The sequence below is a fragment of the Novisyntrophococcus fermenticellae genome, assembly GCF_018866245.1.
Taxonomy (GTDB): Bacteria; Bacillota; Clostridia; order Lachnospirales; family Lachnospiraceae; genus Novisyntrophococcus; species Novisyntrophococcus fermenticellae.
Genome location: NZ_CP076458.1, coordinates 1,318,849 through 1,338,228, shown reverse-complemented (window position 1 = coordinate 1,338,228; position 19,380 = coordinate 1,318,849). Strand labels below are relative to the sequence as shown.

At 44.9% G+C, this 19,380-nt stretch carries 18 protein-coding genes, 2 tRNA genes, 1 riboswitch and 1 other annotated feature; of the genes, 3 read left to right on the top strand and 17 right to left on the bottom strand.

Annotated features, from left to right (window positions below; genetic code table 11):
- Positions 1-12: 12 nt before the first annotated feature.
- From KNL20_RS05970 to KNL20_RS05945, 6 genes are all read right to left on the bottom strand, one after another.
- Complete coding sequence (locus KNL20_RS05970; RefSeq protein WP_230399696.1) at positions 13-714, bottom strand: energy-coupling factor transporter transmembrane component T family protein; 702 nt, start codon at positions 712-714, stop codon at positions 13-15.
- A complete protein-coding gene (locus KNL20_RS05965; RefSeq protein ID WP_230399695.1) occupies positions 689-2,134 on the bottom strand; it encodes an ABC transporter ATP-binding protein in 1,446 nt (481 codons plus the stop codon). The genes KNL20_RS05970 and KNL20_RS05965 overlap by 26 nt, the downstream gene beginning before the upstream one ends.
- 3 nt (positions 2,135-2,137) lie before the next feature.
- On the bottom strand, positions 2,138-3,022 hold the full coding sequence (locus KNL20_RS05960; protein WP_230399694.1) for an ABC transporter substrate-binding protein: 885 nt from the start codon (positions 3,020-3,022) through the stop codon (positions 2,138-2,140).
- Complete coding sequence (locus KNL20_RS05955; protein WP_230399693.1) at positions 3,022-3,633, bottom strand: ECF transporter S component; 612 nt, start codon at positions 3,631-3,633, stop codon at positions 3,022-3,024. The genes KNL20_RS05960 and KNL20_RS05955 overlap by 1 nt, the downstream gene beginning before the upstream one ends.
- A 127-nt stretch (positions 3,634-3,760) precedes the next feature.
- Positions 3,761-3,871: riboswitch (TPP riboswitch) on the bottom strand.
- Between the two features lie 49 nt (positions 3,872-3,920).
- Positions 3,921-5,948 (bottom strand): thioredoxin domain-containing protein, encoded by a 2,028-nt coding sequence (locus KNL20_RS05950; protein WP_230399692.1) that lies wholly within the window; start codon positions 5,946-5,948, stop codon positions 3,921-3,923.
- A gap of 27 nt (positions 5,949-5,975) precedes the next feature.
- Positions 5,976-6,212, bottom strand: a complete 237-nt coding sequence (locus KNL20_RS05945; RefSeq protein ID WP_230399691.1) for a glutaredoxin family protein — start codon at positions 6,210-6,212, stop codon at positions 5,976-5,978.
- Between the two features lie 239 nt (positions 6,213-6,451).
- Here KNL20_RS05945 and KNL20_RS05940 point away from each other — a divergent pair, with 239 nt between their 5' ends.
- Together KNL20_RS05940 and KNL20_RS05935 are read left to right on the top strand one after the other, a co-directional pair.
- Entirely contained in the window at positions 6,452-6,823 is a 372-nt protein-coding gene (locus tag KNL20_RS05940) for a demethoxyubiquinone hydroxylase family protein (RefSeq protein ID WP_230399690.1), read from the top strand.
- A 36-nt stretch (positions 6,824-6,859) separates the two neighbouring features.
- A complete protein-coding gene (locus KNL20_RS05935; RefSeq protein WP_230399689.1) occupies positions 6,860-7,675 on the top strand; it encodes a family 1 encapsulin nanocompartment shell protein in 816 nt (271 codons plus the stop codon).
- 56 nt (positions 7,676-7,731) lie between these two features.
- On the opposite strand, the gene KNL20_RS05930 is transcribed toward KNL20_RS05935, so the two are convergent.
- Positions 7,732-7,804: transfer RNA gene (locus tag KNL20_RS05930), tRNA-Ala, on the bottom strand.
- A 91-nt stretch (positions 7,805-7,895) separates the two neighbouring features.
- Here KNL20_RS05930 and KNL20_RS05925 point away from each other — a divergent pair.
- Positions 7,896-8,783 carry a metallophosphoesterase gene (locus tag KNL20_RS05925; protein WP_230399688.1) on the top strand — a complete coding sequence of 296 codons (888 nt, stop codon included), beginning with the start codon at positions 7,896-7,898 and terminating at the stop codon, positions 8,781-8,783.
- Positions 8,784-9,068: 285 nt separating this feature from the next.
- Here the strand turns inward: KNL20_RS05925 and KNL20_RS05920 are convergent.
- The 10 genes from KNL20_RS05920 to KNL20_RS05875 form a co-directional block, all read right to left on the bottom strand.
- Positions 9,069-9,141: transfer RNA gene (locus KNL20_RS05920), tRNA-Thr, on the bottom strand.
- Between the two features lie 76 nt (positions 9,142-9,217).
- Positions 9,218-9,829 (bottom strand): sigma-70 family RNA polymerase sigma factor, encoded by a 612-nt coding sequence (locus KNL20_RS05915; protein WP_230399687.1) that lies wholly within the window; start codon positions 9,827-9,829, stop codon positions 9,218-9,220.
- A gap of 1 nt (position 9,830) precedes the next feature.
- Positions 9,831-10,586 (bottom strand): 23S rRNA (guanosine(2251)-2'-O)-methyltransferase RlmB, encoded by a 756-nt coding sequence (gene rlmB / locus KNL20_RS05910; RefSeq protein WP_230399686.1) that lies wholly within the window; start codon positions 10,584-10,586, stop codon positions 9,831-9,833.
- Positions 10,555-11,019, bottom strand: a complete 465-nt coding sequence (locus tag KNL20_RS05905; RefSeq protein WP_230399685.1) for a Mini-ribonuclease 3 — start codon at positions 11,017-11,019, stop codon at positions 10,555-10,557. The genes rlmB and KNL20_RS05905 overlap by 32 nt, the downstream gene beginning before the upstream one ends.
- Positions 11,004-12,410 carry a cysteine--tRNA ligase gene (gene cysS, locus KNL20_RS05900; protein WP_230399684.1) on the bottom strand — a complete coding sequence of 469 codons (1,407 nt, stop codon included), beginning with the start codon at positions 12,408-12,410 and terminating at the stop codon, positions 11,004-11,006. The genes KNL20_RS05905 and cysS overlap by 16 nt, the downstream gene beginning before the upstream one ends.
- 9 nt (positions 12,411-12,419) lie before the next feature.
- Positions 12,420-13,097: a serine O-acetyltransferase EpsC gene (gene epsC, locus KNL20_RS05895; RefSeq protein ID WP_230399683.1), complete on the bottom strand. Its 678-nt coding sequence runs from the start codon at positions 13,095-13,097 to the stop codon at positions 12,420-12,422.
- 53 nt (positions 13,098-13,150) lie between these two features.
- Positions 13,151-13,436 (bottom strand) — a binding site (T-box leader).
- Positions 13,437-13,601: 165 nt separating this feature from the next.
- On the bottom strand, positions 13,602-16,247 hold the full coding sequence (locus tag KNL20_RS05890) for a calcium-translocating P-type ATPase, PMCA-type (RefSeq protein WP_230399682.1): 2,646 nt from the start codon (positions 16,245-16,247) through the stop codon (positions 13,602-13,604).
- 234 nt (positions 16,248-16,481) lie between these two features.
- The gene (ispF, locus tag KNL20_RS05885; protein ID WP_230399681.1) at positions 16,482-17,024 is read right to left on the bottom strand and encodes a 2-C-methyl-D-erythritol 2,4-cyclodiphosphate synthase; all 543 of its coding nucleotides are present in this window, start codon (positions 17,022-17,024) and stop codon (positions 16,482-16,484) included.
- Positions 17,025-17,034: 10 nt separating this feature from the next.
- Complete coding sequence (locus tag KNL20_RS05880) at positions 17,035-18,309, bottom strand: sn-glycerol-1-phosphate dehydrogenase (protein ID WP_230399680.1); 1,275 nt, start codon at positions 18,307-18,309, stop codon at positions 17,035-17,037.
- Positions 18,310-18,353: 44 nt separating this feature from the next.
- Entirely contained in the window at positions 18,354-19,373 is a 1,020-nt protein-coding gene (locus tag KNL20_RS05875) for a glycosyltransferase family 2 protein (RefSeq protein WP_230399679.1), read from the bottom strand.
- Positions 19,374-19,380: the final 7 nt, after the last annotated feature.

Sequence of the window (19,380 nt, the reverse complement as noted above, 5' to 3'; positions counted from 1 at the left end):
GCCCTTTTGTCATTACAGCCATAGAGTAAGTACTGCAACAATTCCACAGGACACAAGGGGAAAAATAATATCCTTTCGTCTCAGAGGAACCGGCCGGTAAACCGTACGCGGCGCACTTCCATCGAAACCTTTGGATTCCATGGCGACGGATATTGCCTCTGCCCAACGGGCGGATTTTACCAGAAGCGGTTTCAGCAGTTTTGGGGAAACGTAAAAAACTCGTATCCCCCGTGCCTGAAAAGCTGCTCTGGTCTGCCGGTATTCCCGGAACATAGATGGTACAATTCCCCATGCCGCAATAAGCCCGTAGGCAAAGACAGGAGGAAGCTTTAATTGCTGATTCATAGACTGTATCATCTGAATCTTGTCTGTTGTAAGCACCAGTAAAAGCCCAAGACCGGTAAAGACCAGTACCCGGCTGGAGAGCACCAGACCGTTGTAGATATCATTGTCGGCCAGTAAAAAGCTTTTGTCACTGACAGGCATGCCTGCACCTGACTGAAACCGGTAGCCCGTAAAAAAGGTTCCTGCCGCCATCAGTAATACTGGAATCATCGCCTGACAAAAATGCTTTCGATTTATACCGGAAAAGGCAAGCAAAAACAGGCAGATGGCAAACACTGTCAGATTTAGCAGAGTTCTATGTACAAGCGCCAGATAGAACGTCACTGCAAGCAAGCCTATACATTTACAGGCGGGATTTATCGACTTCATGCAATCTCCCCCCTTTCATTATGTACTGTATGTCACTGTAATCCCGAATGAGCTGTTTATCATGTGTAGAAAAAATCACCGTAGTCCCTCGCTTTCGGACAGCGTCCCGCAAAGCCTCCATGATGGATACTGTATTTGAGCGGTCCTGGGCATAAGTAGGTTCATCACAGATAAGCAGGTCACAGTCATATGCCAGCAGTGCTGCCACACCCAGACGGCGCTGCTGACCCTGGCTCAGCTTATAAGGAGAGACCCTGCGATACTTCCAGAGACAGATTTCACGCAATATCTGCTCTGTTTCCTGATCAGGATTTGATCCATGTATTCTGTGCTTCAGGCTTAAAAAGACTTCGTCATATACAGTATCTCCCACAAACTGATCCTGGGGATTTTGAACCACAAAACCAATCTTTGATCTACTCCCCAAAAAACTTCTTTTCAGCGGCTGCCCCCGGTAGCGGATACTTCCTTTATATCGGACAAGACCTCTTAAAGCTTCAAACAGAGATGTCTTTCCGGAACCGCTTGCACCTGTGACTGCATACATATGCCCCGGGTAAAAATCAGCATCAATTCCTTTTAAAACTGATTTATCCTCATAGCTGACAGAAAGACCCTGAAGTTCAAGAATCGGCTCATTGCAGATATCTTCCGGGGATTTGCCCGGATGTTCTTTCTGATATGCATGTCCCGGAACATGTACATCCCACTTTTCCAGAACTGCAAGTTCCCCCTGTGGACGGATTCCATCTGCCGCCAGTGCACCAGTCTCATCCATAACCTTAATTTCCTCTGCGATGCATAACCAGTTTTCCAGACGATGATCGACAGCAAGAATTCCGGTTCCCATTTTTTTATGCATCAGAGCCAGCTTTTTCACAATTACCCCGGCAGAGTCATCATCCAGGTTTGCAAAGGGCTCATCAAGCAGAATCCATTCCGGTGAAAGGAGAACCATACATGCCAGCATGGCCAACTGCTTTTCTCCTCCGGAAAGTGAGATGAGCCTTCTCTTCTTCAAGTGCCCGATATTGCAGAAATCTAAAGCAGCATCCATAGACGCATCCATAGCATCCCGTGAAACATGTATGTTCTCCAGACAAAAGGCTAGTTCATTCTCCACTGTGTCCATGCAAAACTGCAGGGATGGATTCTGAAACATCATCCCCACCTTTCCGCACCGTACAGCAGGGGAAAGTAAGGCCAGATTGCCGTCATTCACGGATATACTTCCGCTGCGGAGCGTTCCCGCATTTTCCGGATAAATCCCGGCTGCCAGATACAGCAAAGTGCTCTTTCCGCATCCGGACCCTCCAGTCAGAAGTGTAATTTCAGACGAATCAAACTGCACATTCATCTCCTTTAGAATCTCGCGTCTGCCATATCCAAAGGTCACATTTTCGAAAATAATTTTTCCCATGTTCTACATTCCCTGCGGGAGATACTCATTGGTATACTCAGTATCACGCCTCCGGTCATAATAACCATTTGCAACGAGCCAGTCGGCCATACGTTCCCACCTCTCCGCTCTCATATACCCCCAACGGCCGGTTTCATCCAGGAAAAGTCCTGACAAGTGCTCCTGGCTGCGTATAAGCAGCGAATCTGAAACCTCCGGAAGCTTCTCCCGGACAGACAGCACCGATTCTTTCGGATTTTGTGCTGCTTCGATATAGCCCATGGTGAGGGCTGCCAGAAATGCCCGGGCTTCCTCCGGTCTTTTCTGCAAAAATTCCCTGTTCGCAGCAATACTCGGGGCACAAAAATCAAAAAGCGGATGGAAATCGGCCAGAGAAATATAGTTAATTTCCTTTCCTGCCTCCAGAAGCTCCTGGTTTTCCCAATTTTCATATACCCAGGTTGCATCCGCCGCTGTGCCTAAAGTGGATACAATATCTCCCACATCCATAGGCACCAGTTTTACCTTGGAATAATCACCGCCGTCAAGACGCATGGCCTCTCCGATTACTCCGTGGAACCAACGGGGTTCCCAATGTGTCAGCCTTTTTCCCTCCAGTTTTTTCGGTGAGGTGATGCCGCTTTCTTTCAGCGAAACAATACCCGAATCGCAGCGCTGTGTAAGCGTTGCGATTGCTGTGAGCGGAACACCCTCCGCAATCTTTTCCAGTATGGATATCTGGGGTCCAACCACGATATCTGCCCCATGCAGATCCATAATCCCGTGAACATCACCGGAAATATTTACTGTCAAGTCCGCTTCTTTAAAATACCCTCTTTTCTCTGCCAAAAGAAAGCCTGTGTGATTCGTATTCGGAAACCAATCCAATATAACATTTATCTGACCCATCACATTTCCTCCTCTTCTTCTATATCCTGCCGGTCCATTCCAAGTCCATAGTTTTTAAGCACTCCTGTACGAGCCAGACCATCACAGGCCGCTTTCGCAATCAAGCCGGAGAATACAATTGAGCTTACAATCCTTACCGCCAGTTTGGCCGCCAGAAGTCCCGGAGCCAGCAGGTAGTTCTGCAGATAAAAAAGCTCATATACGTAGATAAATAAAGCAGCAAAAATACCGCTTAAGGACATGGATAACAAGTTGTATTTTTTATACCGGAAGACTGCAAATCCAAGCTCCGCCCCAAGTCCCTGAATGATTCCGGTCACCAGCAGAACCACTCCGCCGGAATTACCCATGAGTAATTCAATCGCTGATGCAAGCAGCTCGGCGATAAGTGCAACGCCCGGCTTACGTATGATATATGCGGCAACCACAGCTGCCATAAACCATATCCCGTAAATCAGCTCGAAGGCAAATGTCGAAAGACCGGAAGGTGTCAGCAGTGTCGACAAAACCAGACCGACATCGAATACAGCCAGGTAAACCGCCGCAAAAAGAACACCGAGAATTGACAGCAGGATAACATCCCGCAGTTTCCATTTTTTCAATTGATTCATACGCATAAAAATCCTCCTCTTTAAGTAAAGTGTCCACCTGTTGTTTCTTTTGCAGACAAAGAGGCTAAAGGTAGTCTAATGAATGCGCGGAACTGAAAAAAGCTGCTCAGTTCGCGCTGAGCAGCCTAAATAGACATCCGTCACTCCCTGCGCTGGCATTATCCAACAGGTTCAAAGGGTCATAGGCGCATCAGCCTAACTCTCAGCCGGATCAGCTCCAGCTCCCCTAAATCAATAATTTATAATGCGCAATAATCGTACCATAGTTTTTTTATAAGCGCAATAATTTATTCGGATTTAAATTGTTCTTTTAATGCTTCCAGATTATCAACCGGAGAATTGCAGGCACCGTTCTTGCATAGATAATATACGGTTTTATCGTCAGGAACCGGATAGTCCCGGATAAAAGGAGCTGCCTGAATAAGCTTGTCCATATTCTCTTTGTTTATTAACAACACGGTTAAATCCGGATGGGAATTCTCGCAAAGGAAAAACGTCAGTTCTTCCGGAGCACGTTTTTCCGCGGTTGCACAAATCAGTTCCCGTGAGGGATAGAGTGCTTTTGCCACAGCAATTAACCCCATGCTGTGTCCCGAAGGATACCCTCGACTCTCTCCGGTAAGAAAACAGATTTGCCGATAACTTCTATCCTGCCACTTTACCTCTCCGGTTAATTTTGAGAGTTCTTCCAACACGGCCGCCGCAACGGAATTACCGGAAGGAAGTGCCCCGTCATAGGTCTCCTTCGGCCGGCTGATCAGTTGTTCCCCTTCCCGGGAATAAAGAAAAAATCCTCCTGAATTCTCATCCCAGAATAAATCCCACATTTGGGCGGCAATCTCTGCTGCCTCCTGCAGGTAGTCAGCCTGTAACGTTGCGCGGTATAAGGCAAGCAAAGCATATGCATAGAATGCGTAGTCATCCAGCTGACCATCGTGAGCAGCTTCCCCTTGACGCCAACGAAGCATAAGTCTGCCGTTTTTCCCAATCAGGGCATTCTTGATAAACTGCTGTGCCCTGACTGCCGCCTGCAGACAGGCAGGCTCATTCAGCATCCAGCCCGCTTTTGCCATCGCTGCAATCATAAGAGAATTCCAGGAAGTGAGAATTTTATCATCCTTGTGTAACCTCGTACGCTCTAAGCGGTAATCATAAAGTTTCTGACAGAGGGATTCAATATCTTCGGGCATTTTTTCATAGTCAGGGTTATTCAATAAATTTAAAATATTTTTACCTTCAAAATTACCCTGTTGTGTCACCCCAAGCCAGTTGCTGATCAAGGAGCCCTTCTGTTTGCCCAGTACCGCATCTATCTCCTGGCGGGTGAACAGATAATACTTCCCTTCTATGCCATCACTGTCTGCATCTTGTCCACAGTAGAATCCTCCCTGACTGTCGGTAAGTTCCCGCAGAACATAACGGAGTGTCTGCTTTGCTACTGCTGCATAAAAGGGATCCTGTGTTATATGAAAAGCTTCTGTATATGCACTTACCAGTAAAGCATTGTCATAGAGCATTTTTTCAAAATGCGGTACCAGCCATCTCTTATCCGTAGAATAGCGGGAAAAACCGCCTCCCAGATGATCGAAAATCCCACCACGGTACATCTGCCGAAGCGTATGCTCTGCTATATGAAGTGCGTCCGAATCCTTTTCATACGATGCATACTGCAATAAGAATATTATATTATGTGGAATTGGAAATTTCGGTTCATTCCCAAAGCCACCCCACCGCTCATCAAAGGTGTCTTTTAAATCTTGAACAGCATGATAAATCAACGCTTTATCCGGATTCACCGGCGGCATCTGTGAATTACTGCCGGAAGCCTGTAGAAAAGCAGTAATCTCTTCTCCTGCCGATATCATCTTTTCGCGGTTTAACCTCCACTGCTGTCTTACGCTATCCAGTAATTCCATAAGACCCGGTCTTCCATAAACAGACTTTTTAGGAAGATAAGTTCCGGTCCAAAATGGTTTTTGATCTGCTGTCATTAGAATTGTAAGGGGCCATCCGCCAGCGCCTGTCAGCGCCTGACAGGCTGCCATATAGACCGCGTCAATATCGGGTCGCTCTTCACGGTCAACCTTAATGGAAATAAATTCCCGGTTCAGCAATTGCGCCACTTCGGCATCTTCAAAGGATTCGTGTGCCATAACATGACACCAGTGACAAGTGCTGTAACCAATGCTTAAAAATATTGGTTTATCTTCTTTTTCTGCCTGTGCAAATGCTTCTGTTCCCCATGGATACCAATCTACGGGGTTGGAAGCGTGCTGCAGCAAATAAGGGGATTTCTCTTTCTTCAAACGATTCATTATAATCTCAGCCATCCAATTTTATGATTATTTACTATCTTCAAACCATTGAATGATATCATCCGATTCATAGAGCGGTTTCTTATCTATCAACAACATGGGAACCTGATCCATCCCTCCGAACTTCATCAGTTCGTCCTGATTCTTTGGATCCGCATCAACGTCCAGCAATTTTACGCCATCGATATCGTTTGCCTCCATGTATCTGAGAACTTTCCTGCAATACGGGCATGCATCCATATAATATAATTTTAATTCCTGCATAGTGGTTCCTCCTCTTCTTTTGTAGTAAGTATACCCTTTTTTATAATATAACATACTCTATGTAGTTTTTCCATAGATTCTATACAAATTAAGTGTATTATAAACCATCTGGATATTGACAAATATTCAATCAACTTATAAAAATCCACACTCAAATCTGTAATTGACGTAAAAAAATATTGATGATACAATTATTATAATTACAAATAATAACTATTTCATAAAGGAGGATGAATCATATGCCGGCTTTTGCAAATCCCTTTCAGGGGAATGTTGACCGCAAAATGAACAAAGAGGAATTAATTCAGGCAATTCGTCTGGATATAGCAGGTGAGCTGGAAGCCATCTATCTGTACGATGCACATGTACAGGCGACAGACATCGAGGCAGCAAAAAAAGTCCTCGCGGATATCCGTGGCGAAGAAAAGGCACATGTTGGTGAACTCATGACACTGCTTAGAACCCTTGATCCCCAGGAGGCTGATTTTTTTGCATCTGGTGAAGAGGAGGTCCGGGAGATGCTGGAGGACTTAGGGATCACTGCCCGGACAGATGAGCAGTCTTCCGATGACACCCCTTCTGCCGAAACAGTAGGAAGCCTGATTGAATAAACCTGGTATTGAAAACGCACAAAGGAGGTTTCACATATGAGTTATTTATCCAGAGAATCCTCCCCTCTTTCTGAGGGGCTTTGGGAAGAAATTGACGCTGCAGTAATAAAGACAGCACGAAGAACATTAGTTGGAAGACGTTTTCTGCATGTTTTCGGTCCGCTTGGCGTGGGTGTGGAAACAATCGCAGTGGATGACATTGATGAAGTTCAGGAAGTGGAACACGACGGTGTCATTACAACGAGCGGCAGAAAATTCGCAGAGATTCCACTTATTTTTGAGGATTTTACTTTACTTGCCAGAGATCTTGAGAGCGTCAGAAAATCCGGTTTTCCTGTTGACTTATCCAAGACTTTGATGGCCGCCGAAGCATGTGCTCTCAAAGAAGACGAGCTGATTTTCTGGGGTAACAAAGAGCTCGGATACGACGGTATGCTGACAACTTCAGGCACGCAAAAAATAGATAAAAAAGATTGGAGTACCGGCGAGAATGCTTTTACTGACATCGCAGCCGGACTTACCGCTTTGGCTGAAAAAGGCATCTACGGAACCAATTCCCTGATACTGAGTCTGGATCTCTATATGCAGCTGCAAAGGTTACAGCCCGGAACCGGACTGCTGGAAATCGACCGGATATCCAAGATGCTGAACGGACATGTCTATCCTGCACGTGCTTTAGGGTCCGACAAGGCTATACTGGCAGCATCTGATGAGATAAATATGGATCTTGTAGTCGGACAGGATATGGCTGCGGCTTACCTGGAGCAAAAAGATTTGAATCACAGCTTCCGCATCCTGGAAACTGTACTTCCGCGCTTTAAGAGAAAACAAGCGATTGTCGTTTTTGATTAACTGTATATGCTAAAAGCCTGCAGGTTATCGAGCCTGCAGGCTTTTTCTATTTTGCATGGAGCATACGGGATTCGAACCCGTGACCTCCACACTGCCAGTGTGGCGCGCTCCCAGCTGCGCCAATGCCCCATGAAATTTATTCTATCATAAATTATAAAAATTGCAAGAAAAATTTTCGAGCATATACTAAATAGAAGTATATGAAAAGTTGAGAGAAAACATGAGTTACAGCAGCCGTCTGGACCGCGCATTTCAAAATGCTCCTCACCTTGAATTGAATGATGATTCCAGGTTTGTTCTTATCAGTGACTGCCACAGAGGCATGGGAACTTCCAATGATAATTTTCTAAAAAATCAAAACTCCTATTTTGCTGCTATTCAGCATTATTATACTCTGGGCTACACTTACATTGAATTGGGAGATGGTGATGAGTTATGGGAAAATCGTTCACTTAGCCAGATTGTCGATCTGCACAGCGATGTGTTCTGGCTCCTCTCAAGATACTATAAAGAAAACAGATTATATCTGTTATATGGAAACCATGATATGGTAAAGCGATCGCTGTCCTACGTATCAAAAAACCTTGCCGAATATCACTGCAACAGTCTTCGGGAATGCATTTCGCTTTTCCCGGGAATTCGAATCCATGAAGCACTTATACTAAAAGACCGCTCCAAAGATATCTATCTGACCCATGGCCATCAGGCAGATATTATAAACAGTACCTTTTGGAAAATATCCCGTTTTCTGGTCCGTTATCTCTGGAAGCCGGCTGAACGCTTCGGTGTTCTGGATCCCACCAGCGCCGCAAAGAATTACACACATAAAAAAAAGACAGAGGAGCATCTTACGCAATGGGCTTGTGACCATCAGCAAATCCTGGTTACCGGCCATACGCACAGACCTATGATTGGATCGCCCGATTCCCCGTATTTTAATACCGGAAGCTGCGTCCATCCACACTGTATCACATGCATTGAACTGGAAAGCCGATGTATGACACTGGTAAAATGGACCACCGCTACCAGGGAAGATATGACTCTTTATATAACAAGAGAAATCCTTGCAGGTCCTGTATGCATCGATGACTACCACCTTGAAAAATAATCTTTCTGTAAGAAATTGTATATTTTCTTTATATCTGCATATTCTACTGTCGAGGTGATCATATGGCAGCATCCTATATATCCCCGGCCGTACGGGATAAATTCGAAACTTTGTCGGTCAATTTAAAAAACTGTATACTCGAGCGCAATGTGCATATTGAAACTATTTATGATTTAATACGCGTATTGGAGGATATCGTTGCAGAAGGGGAATCGGAATAATCCGATTCCTCTTTTTAGGTAAATAAAGCAAAAAAGACCCAACAAGTACTGGATCTCTCATGAAAGCTGATGACGGGACTCGGACCCGTGACCTCCTCACTACCAATGAGGTGCGCTACCACCTGTGCCACATCAGCCTGATATGAAGCAGATTTTCCTATCCGCTACAAGTAAAGATTCTACCAAATCCCGCAGGAAATGTCAAGACATTTTTCAGCCTTTTTTCACAGTTCTGCTGCCTGCGGTTCCAAGGGTTTCCCTGACCTTTTTTCTTATTCTCTGAAGGGCGTTGTCTATGGACTTCGGAGTTTTATGCAGTTTCTCTCCTATGCTGATATAATCGTATCCTCCCAGATACATCCCCAGAACCTGCATCTCAAAGTTACTTAGTGTGGCTTTGATTTTACTGTTAAGATGGTCGCTGCGCTCCTGTTCCAGAAAAATCTTTTCAGGACTCTCTTCTGTAATCAGATTCCATGCCGCACTTTCTTCCAGTTCATTTAAAGACAGTGAATTATTCAATGGCTGATGTTTCTGTCTCAGGGAAGTTGTTACGGCCTTATACATCTGGTTTGTGATGCATGAGCTGGCAAATGTATAAAAAGCAGCATCTTTACCGGGCAGATATTCCTGAACAGCCTTAAAAAGCCCCAGCATTCCTTCCTGAAGCAAATCCTCCTGATCACCGCCGGCCAGGTAAAGAGCACGGGCTTTCTTGCGAACCAGGTTTTTATACTTATCCACAAGAAAATCGGCTATCTCCTGTTCTCCATTTCTCAATTTTTCTATGAGCTGTTCATCCGTGAACTCATGGTAATTTTTCATATTATCCTCGCTGTCTGACAATCTCATAAGCAAGTATTCCGGCTGCCACCGATGCATTTAAAGAATCGATATCACCTTTCGTGGGGATGGAGGCAGTCAGGTCACACTTTTCTCTGACCAGACGGCTGACTCCTCCGCCTTCATTACCGATTACAAGTCCGATAGGTCCTTTCAGATCCAGATCATACATCCTGGTTCCTTCCATATCGGCACATACAAACCACAGGCCTTCCTTCTTCAGTTGTTCGATGACAATCCCTAAATTCGTCACCTTAGCCACAGGTGTGTAATTAATTGCTCCTGCCGAAGTTTTAGCCACTGTGGCCGTCAGCCCCACGGCTCTGTGCTTTGGTATAATAATACCGTGTGCACCCGCCAGATTGGCGGTTCTTAAGATTGCCCCCAGATTATGAGGATCCTCAATTCCATCCAGCAGTAGGATAAAAGGCGGTTCTCCCTTCTCTGCTGCTCTTTGCAGGATATCCTCCACTGTGGCATACGTATAGGATGCAGCCAGAGCAATCACCCCCTGATGATTCCCTGTTTCCGAAATCTGATTCAATCTCTCCTTCGAGACATAACTTATGATAACATCGTGCTTTTTTGACTCTCTTAATATCGACTGAATCGGACCATCATGGCTTCCCATCAATATAAAAATCTTGTCAATACTTCTGCCTGAGCGAAGAGCCTCCAGCACCGCATTTCTTCCCTCAATTTTATTCTCATTCTGACTCTCTTGTCTGGCGTTCTCCATCTTTTTCCTCTTCTCCAGGTTCCAAACCCAGTTTTATCAAATCAATTATACGGTGATACTCGCCCTTAAGGTATAGGTAGCCCATGACCGCTTCAAAACCGGTTGCTCTCCGATAATCGGTTATACTTGCATTCTTGGCGCTGGTAAAAGACTTGGCATTGCGTCCTCTTTTATATACCTGCAATTCTTCCGTGGTAAAATGCTGCTCCAGAATTCCAATCATCTGCGACTGCTTCCCGGCTTTCACCAGATCGCTTGCTCTTCTATGCAGCTTGTTTACCTGTGTATTTCCTTTATCCACCAGAAGGGTCCGGATAAGCAAGTCATAGATTGCATCTCCAATATAAGCTAATGTAAGCGGCGAATAGGTTTTGATATCCACATCCTTCTGGTGAAACTGCTCCTTCAGATATGTGATCAGGCTCTCTTCCATTTTACTCCCTCACGGGTATCTTCCAGGATAATCCCCTTCGCCAGTAATTCATCACGAATTTCATCCGCCAGAGCAAAGTCCCTCGCCTTTCTGGCTGCCTGGCGCTCAGCGATTTTTTCTTCAATTTCGCGATCCAATATCTCAGTTTTCCTATCCACCAGCAATCCCAGAATATCCGATAAAGCTGTGATTTCTTCTTTTACTGTGCCGGCAAATGCTCTGGAACTCTCCGCATGAACCCCTGTATTAGAAAACTTCACAAGCTCAAAGATAGCGGAGATTGCATCTGCGGTATTTAAATCATCCTCCATCGCTTTTTCAAATTTAGAACGAAATTCTCCCATTTCACGAAGTTTCTCTTGCTCTTTATCCGTCAGCTCACCCGAAGCAGCGTTCTCTGCTACATGTTTGCAGTTATCCACTGCTGTTATGATACGCTCCAGAGCATTTTTTGAGGATTCCATAATTGTTTCACTGAAGTTCAGCGGACTTCTGTAATGTGCGGACAGCATGAAGAAACGTAAGACCTGAAGATCATATTTCTCACCGATTTCACGAACTGTAAAGAAATTTCCCAGCGATTTACTCATCTTTCTGCTGTCAATGTTCAAAAATGCATTATGAAGCCAGTACCGTGCAAACGGTTTTCCATTACAACACTCGCTTTGTGCAATTTCATTTTCATGATGAGGAAAAATAAGATCCTCACCGCCTGCATGTATATCTATCTCCTCACCCAGATACTTCTTAGACATCTCCGAACACTCGATATGCCACCCTGGACGGCCCTCACTCCACGGAGACTCCCATGCAGGTTCTCCCTCCTTCTTTGGCTTCCACAGCACAAAATCCAGTGGGTCTTCCTTCTGCTCTTCTCCCGACACCAGAAGAGAACGTCCTCCGGAACGCAGATCATCCAGGTTTTTATGCGAAAGTTTTCCGTATTCATCGAACTTTCTGGTGCGGAAATATACAGTCCCATCCACATCATATGCAAATCCCTTATCAATCAGCGTTTGAATCATATTTATCATACCGGGAATTTCCTGGGTTGCCAGTGGATGTGTTGTGGCTGGTCTGACGTTCATATCAGCCATATCCTTCTTGCATTCGGCGATATAGCGCTGCGACACCTCTTCTGCCGTCACCCCTTCTTCAATTGCCTTTGCAATAATCTTATCATCCACATCTGTAAAATTGGAGACAAAGTTCACCTTATAACCTTTGTACTCCATATAACGGCGTAACGCATCAAATACAATCATAGGCCGTGCATTACCTATATGAATGAGATTATACACGGTAGGCCCACACACATACATGGAGACTTTACCTTCCTTTAAAGGTATAAACGCTTCTTTTTTCTTAGTCAACGTATTATAAAATTTCATACTTTTCTCCTATTTCTCTATTTCGCGATCCGCAATTGTTCTCAATCGCCTTTCGAGTTCCAATACACGATTCGTAAGTTCTGTATTCTCACGCTGCAATACCTTGATATCATCCAGCATCGGATCCGGAAGATGTACCTGATCCATGGTCTCTCTCGGGACCTTGATATTCTCTCTTTTTACCACCCGGCCCGGTACACCAACCACCGTGCAGTTCGGAGGAACCTCTTCCAATACCACACTTCCTGCACCAATCTTGGAGTTTTCTCCTACGGTAAAAGAACCCAGCAATTTTGCTCCTGCACTGACCATCACATTGTCTTCTATCGTAGGATGGCGTTTTCCGGTCTCCTTCCCGGTTCCCCCGAGCGTAACTCCCTGATACAGGGTCACATTATCACCGATAATTGCAGTTTCACCAATAACGACCCCTGCACCATGATCGATAAAAAGTCCCTTTCCAATCGTCGCACCCGGATGAATCTCGATACCGGTTTTTCTGGTTGCCCGTTGGGAAATCCACCTGGCTCTGAAATAATGACCCTTCAAATACTGCTTATGGGCTCTTCGATACTTCAGCATAACACGGAAACTGGGATATAGCAATACCTCCCAGGGCGATTTAATAGCCGGATCCCTTTCTTGAATGACAGCAAATTCTTCCTTTATATGTGCTATAAACCCCATAACCAAATCCTCCTATGATTTCCACATTTATGGATAAAAAAAGAACCCCGTCAAATAAAGACGAAATTCTCCGCGGTTCCACTTTACTTTCAAAATTCAATTACAGAAGTGCCTTACATGTTTTCCGCAGGCACTCATTGTTGAATTCTGCTCTTAAGCCTGTAACGTCCGCCATACGTATCGGGCTACTTTATGACACAGTACACGTATGTATCGCATTCACCCAATCAGTTCCCGGAGGCACTTCACAGACACCGTAATCAGACCGCTCGCAGCCAGTGACGGTCACTCTCTGATAAATCCGGTTCATCTGCTACTCTTTCCGTTCTCTACTTTTATACTCTATATTTAGATACAACGAAATTCACATCTCTCTTTTGCCATCTATTTTATAGTTTATGCAAGAATAAAGGATTTGTCAATCATAAACTGATAGCAGTGTCAAAAAGTCTGCAAAAGGAACTGCCGATTGGCAGCTCCTTTTGCATCAGGGAGACAAAGGTCTTATTTGCCCATACTTCTTTGAATTGCCTTTGTGATTTCCATGATCGGAATAATTACGATAGCCAGGCCCATAGCAATCAGATATTCATGAAAGTCAATCGGCTGGAATGAAAATGCATTCGCCAGGAATGGAACCTCAATAACTGCTGTTGTCAGGACGAATGAAAGCAGCATCGCACCCCAAAGCCATTTGTTATGACTTTTCATCGTGAAGATGGAACCTCTTCTGGAACGCATATTAAAGGAATGGAAGATTTCAATCATGGACAGTGTCAAAAACGCCATGGTCATACCATCCGCACTCTCCGCAATTTCAAACACACCTGATTCCACATAATGTCCTATAAAATAAGAAGTCAGTGTCAGTATCGTTACCAATACACCCTGGAATGCGATGTCAAATCCCATTCCACCTGCAAAGATACCATCCCGGGAATTTCTTGGCTCCCTCTTCATGATATCATTTTCACCTTTTTCCATCCCCAGAGCCAATGCAGGGAAACAGTCCGTAATCAGATTAATCCACAACAGATGTACCGGTTTTAAAATTACAAAGCCCAACAGCGTTGCGAAGAACACGGACAGTACTTCCGCCATATTGGAGGCAAGAAGGAACTGAATGGCTTTTCTGATATTGTCATAGATTCTGCGGCCTTCCTCTACTGCTGATACGATGGTTGCAAAATTGTCATCCGCTAATACCATATCTGCCACATTCTTTGTAACATCTGTTCCGGTGATACCCATACCTACACCGATATCAGCGCTCTTAATGGAGGGCGCATCGTTAACACCATCGCCGGTCATTGCCACGATCATACCCTTTTTCTTCCATCCCTTGACAATCCGAACCTTATGCTCCGGCTGTACACGGGCATATACGGAATACTGCTCAATTTTCGTGTCAAGGTCTTCATCACTGATATCATCCAACTGTGCACCTGTGATTGCCTGATCTGCATTTTCAATGATTCCCAGCTCTCTTGCAATGGCAACAGCCGTATCTTTGTGGTCACCGGTAATCATAATCGGGCGTATACCTGCCTCCCGGCATTCCTGTACTGCATCCTTTACCTCCGGACGGACAGGATCGATCATACCAGACAGACCCAGAAATACAAGATCCTGCTCCAGATCTTCCGGCTCAGCAGTCTCAGGTATATCTTCCCATGTACGTTGTGCACCGCACAATACGCGCAGCGCCTGGTTCGCCATGTCTTTATTCTGACGTACAATCTCTTCCCTGGTCGCCTCGTCAAGCTCTGCTTCCCTGCCATCCTTCCAGATTTTTGTACAGAGCTTTAAAACAACATCCGGAGCACCCTTCGTGAACTGTACAATCCCTCCATCATCAGTCCGATGTATCGTAGACATCATCTTTCTCATAGAATCAAAGGGAGCCTCGCCCACTCGCGGATACTTCTCTTTTAAATCATATTTAGGCATTCCAAGCTTATTCGCATCATTGACAAGCGCACATTCTGTAGGTTCTCCCACAGCAAATCCGTCTTCCCCAAGTTCAGCATCTGAACATAGTGCCATAGCCATAGCCAGCCTGTTATCATCTTCGCCGGCATGCTTAACGACCGTCATCTTATTCTGCGTTAATGTACCAGTCTTATCCGAACAGATAATTTGCGTACACCCCAGTGTCTCCACCGCCGTAAGTTTACGAATCACCGCATTCTTTGCGGACATCTTCGTAACACCCATGGATAATACGATAGTAACAACCGCTGCCAGACCTTCCGGGATAGCGGCTACCGCCAGTGAAACTGCAACCATAAACGTATCAAGAACTATCTCTCCGTTAATTCCTCCGCCTGTCACAGCGGCACGAATCAGACTTACTGCAAAGATCACCACACAGATTACCAGTACCAGAACACTCAAAATCTTACTGAGCTGATTCAACTTAATCTGAAGCGGGGTCTCATCATCGATTGCATTTGAAAGAGCATCCGCAATTTTACCCATCTCAGTATCCATGCCGGTTCCTGTTACGACAGCCTTACCGCGGCCATAAACAACCGTACTGCCCATATAGCACATATTCTTTCTGTCACCCAGAGGAATGTCCTTACTGCCATCCAGATTCAGAAGCTTACAGATTTTATTAACGGGTACGGATTCACCGGTAAGTGCTGCTTCCTCAATTTTCATGCTGGCACTCTCTATGATTCTGGCATCTGCCGGCACAGCATCTCCGGCCTCCAGTACGATAATATCGCCCGGCACAAGATCCTCGCTCCTGATCTCGATTTGTTTTCCATCGCGAATTACCTTAGATGTCGCGGCAGCAATTTCTTGAAGAGCTTCAATAGCTTTTTCCGCCTTGCTCTCCTGCACAACGCCCAGAACTGCATTGATAATAACCACAGCCATGATAATAATCACTTCAGCAAAAGATTCACCTTCTATAACAGCTGTAATGCCCGAAATGACAGCTGCCACAATCAGGATAATGATCATCGGATCTGCCAGTTGTTCAAGAAAACGTTGAATGATGGAAATTTTCTTCCCCTCTTTCAGTTTATTCTTCCCATACTGTTCCAGCCTTTTTTCAGCTTCCCGGGCAGTAATCCCTTCTGCTGATGTCTTTTGTTCCTGCAGCACTTCATCCACACTGGTTAAGTACTCTTTCATAGTGACCTCCTTTAATTGTACTTTCATCTTCAATTAACCTTATATATCGAATGGCCCCGGCTAAATAGTAAAAAAGAGACTTATCCGTTTACACAGATAAGTCTCGTCATTTCATCAAAAGCCAGGAATCTAATTCCGAGTGTTGACTTTTTCACGGTTAATCGTCGACTACTCCCTTACCCGGATATTGTAACATATCTCTGCCATGCCCGTCAATTTGTTTTACTGTAAAATCTAATCTTTGCGCATACAACATCCGCCACATCCCTGACTGGATTCCATCCGGTCATCTGACAGGGCATCCAGCGCCGGGATGATGGAACACACAGCATGTGCCGATATTCCTTCCAGCAATCCGGTAAATCCCAGACCTTCCTCTGTAGTGGCTTTGAAATTCACCTGATTTTCCTGAAGATGAAGAACATCTGCAACATTTTTAATCATCTTCTCTATATAGGGCTGTAATTTGGGTTTCTGGGCAACAATTGTCGCGTCAATATTCTCAATCAGATACATGTGCTCTTCCAACAGCTCTCCGACTTTTTCAAGCAGTTTCATACTGGATATCCCCTCGTATGCAGGATCCGTATCCGGAAAGTGAAATCCTATATCCCGGAGAGCAGCTGCTCCCAGCAGTGCATCCATCACCGCATGTGTCAGTACATCTGCATCAGAGTGTCCCATAAGTCCTTTTTCAAACGGAATTTCGACTCCACCCAGAATCAACTTTCGATCCACGGCCAGCTTGTGTACATCGTATCCCATTCCAACTCTCATATACTACTCCTTACTCTATATCCAGCATCTTTGAGATGCGGTTAAAACTCAAACGGTTCCTTACATAGGGTGACAAACGAAGTGAAGGCTCAATCAGATCATCGGAAAGTCCGATTTGCTTCATACTGTAACAGCAGTGCCCTTCTTTTAGTATGCGCTGAAGTTCCTCTGCCGGGGGGATTTCATCGATAATATCTGCAATCTGTGGAAGCACGGCTTTTAGTTCGTTAACGTGAATCCCGACCATGGGATCCGGTGTGTTCTCGCGAATTGTGGATTCATACAGTCCCTTTTTTCCAAAGGTGTCCTGAAGCAGACTCTCCTCCAAACCTTCATACGGACGTACGTTACAGCTTCCAGTTCTAATAGCTTCCGCAATTTTAGCATATTTTATGCGTACCTGCATCATGCCCACAGAAACTTTCTCTCCATGCAGTGCATCCAGTGGTTGATTGATTACTTCCATCTCCCAAAGATGGGACATATGGTGCTCGGCACAGGAAGCAGGTCTGGAGTTTCCTGTCATCTGCATGGCAAGTCCGGAAAGCAGCAATGCATACACAAGCTTCTCATAGGACTCCCCATCATTTTCAGCAAAATCTCCGATTGAGGAAACTACCTCTTTCAGTGCTTCATATTCGAGTTCCACGATTTCTCCGCAGATATACTCTCCGGTTACAAGGTGAGCGATTTTCCAATCTGCAAGTGCTATATATTTTCCCAACAAATCTGAAATTCCGGAAGCAGTCAGCCTATATGGCGCTTCTTTGATAATGTTCGTGTCTGCAAAAACATAAATAGGTGCTGTGGCCGGAATAGTCTTTTTCATACCATCCCAGGTCATCGCCGCTACCGTAGATACGAAACCATCCACACTTGCCGCAGTCGGTACTGAAATAAAAGGAATACGTCTTTGATGTGCCACATAACGGCAGAGATCATGTATCGTACCACTTCCGACCGCAAGAATCAGGTCTGTCTCATCCGGCAGATTTTCCTCCAGTATCTCTACTCCACGATTGTTGGCATGAAGATTTTCACTGTCCAGGCAGATATCATCCAGACAAATATCTTCAACATCCTCCAGTCTTTCCTCCACGGCTCCTTTGATATTATCATCCCACACGATAACCGGAGCAATAAACTCCCCGAGTGCCTCTTCCTCCGTCAACATCTGATACAGACGCCTGACAGCATCTTCCTCAATCCAGATTCCACGCACGGAAACCTCGTGGACCTTTCCACATGAACATGGGTTTCTGAACTGCTCTAAATCAATCTGCATAATTACCGCTATTTCCTCCTGACTTGGGCCCTGTGTTCAGGGCATTAATTAAATCCGTATAATTTTTGTACTATCTTATAACTGGTTACTGAAACTTTTCTTCCACTTTTTCCAGGGAGATTCATAACTCCTCCTGTGATTCCGAATCTGATGCTTAAATATGCCAGCGGATCACACTTCTTCAGATATCTCCAGAGTTCCTTTTTCTTTTCCAAGCATGCCTCCGTATCAGCACGGATCAGCATAATAGAAGAAACAGTCATAATGATCCCCAGAGAATGAAGCATGAATTTTCTCTGAGGTCTGTTCAGACTCTTCTGCTTTCCCATATATTCAATCATCTCATAATTCACACGCAGCTGCTGATCCACTCTGCTGACCATGACTTTTTCATTGACCGACTGGTCTGCGCGGCCTATGAAATAACGATAAAAATTCACATCCAGATAATAGAACGTTTTTACAAAGGGGAATGGTATAAACGCAAACAGGTTATCAACATAAAAAGTATGTTCCGGAAGCTTCAGCTCACATTCCCTCAACAGGGTGGTTCGGAAAATCAATGAATGCATCAATACATAGTGGTTAGGAAGCAGCGTATTTACGTCGCTCCATGCAAAAATACGATTTTCCGGAAATTCATGGGGATAACGCATCACGCGCTTTTTACTGGATCCCTCTTTTTCATATACATAGTTGGATATCAGCACATCCAAAGTCTTAGGCCCTCTGGTCACTTCCTCCAGAACACTTAAGATCTTTCGATAAGCTTCTTCATTCACCCAGTCATCACTGTCGACAACCTTAAAAAACAGTCCCGTTGCAGCCGACAGTCCTGTATTTACCGCTCCTCCATGCCCTTTATTCTCCTGGTGGATTGCACGAACGATATTGGGATACCGGGCTGCGTATTCATCTGCAATTTCGGCGGTATTGTCTTTCACAGAACCATCGTCTACAATTAATATCTCCACCTCATCGCCTCCTGTAAGGAGGGAGTCTATGCACTTTCGCATGTACGCAGATGAATTGTAGCACGGTACTGTTATACTTAATAGTTTCATGTCTCAT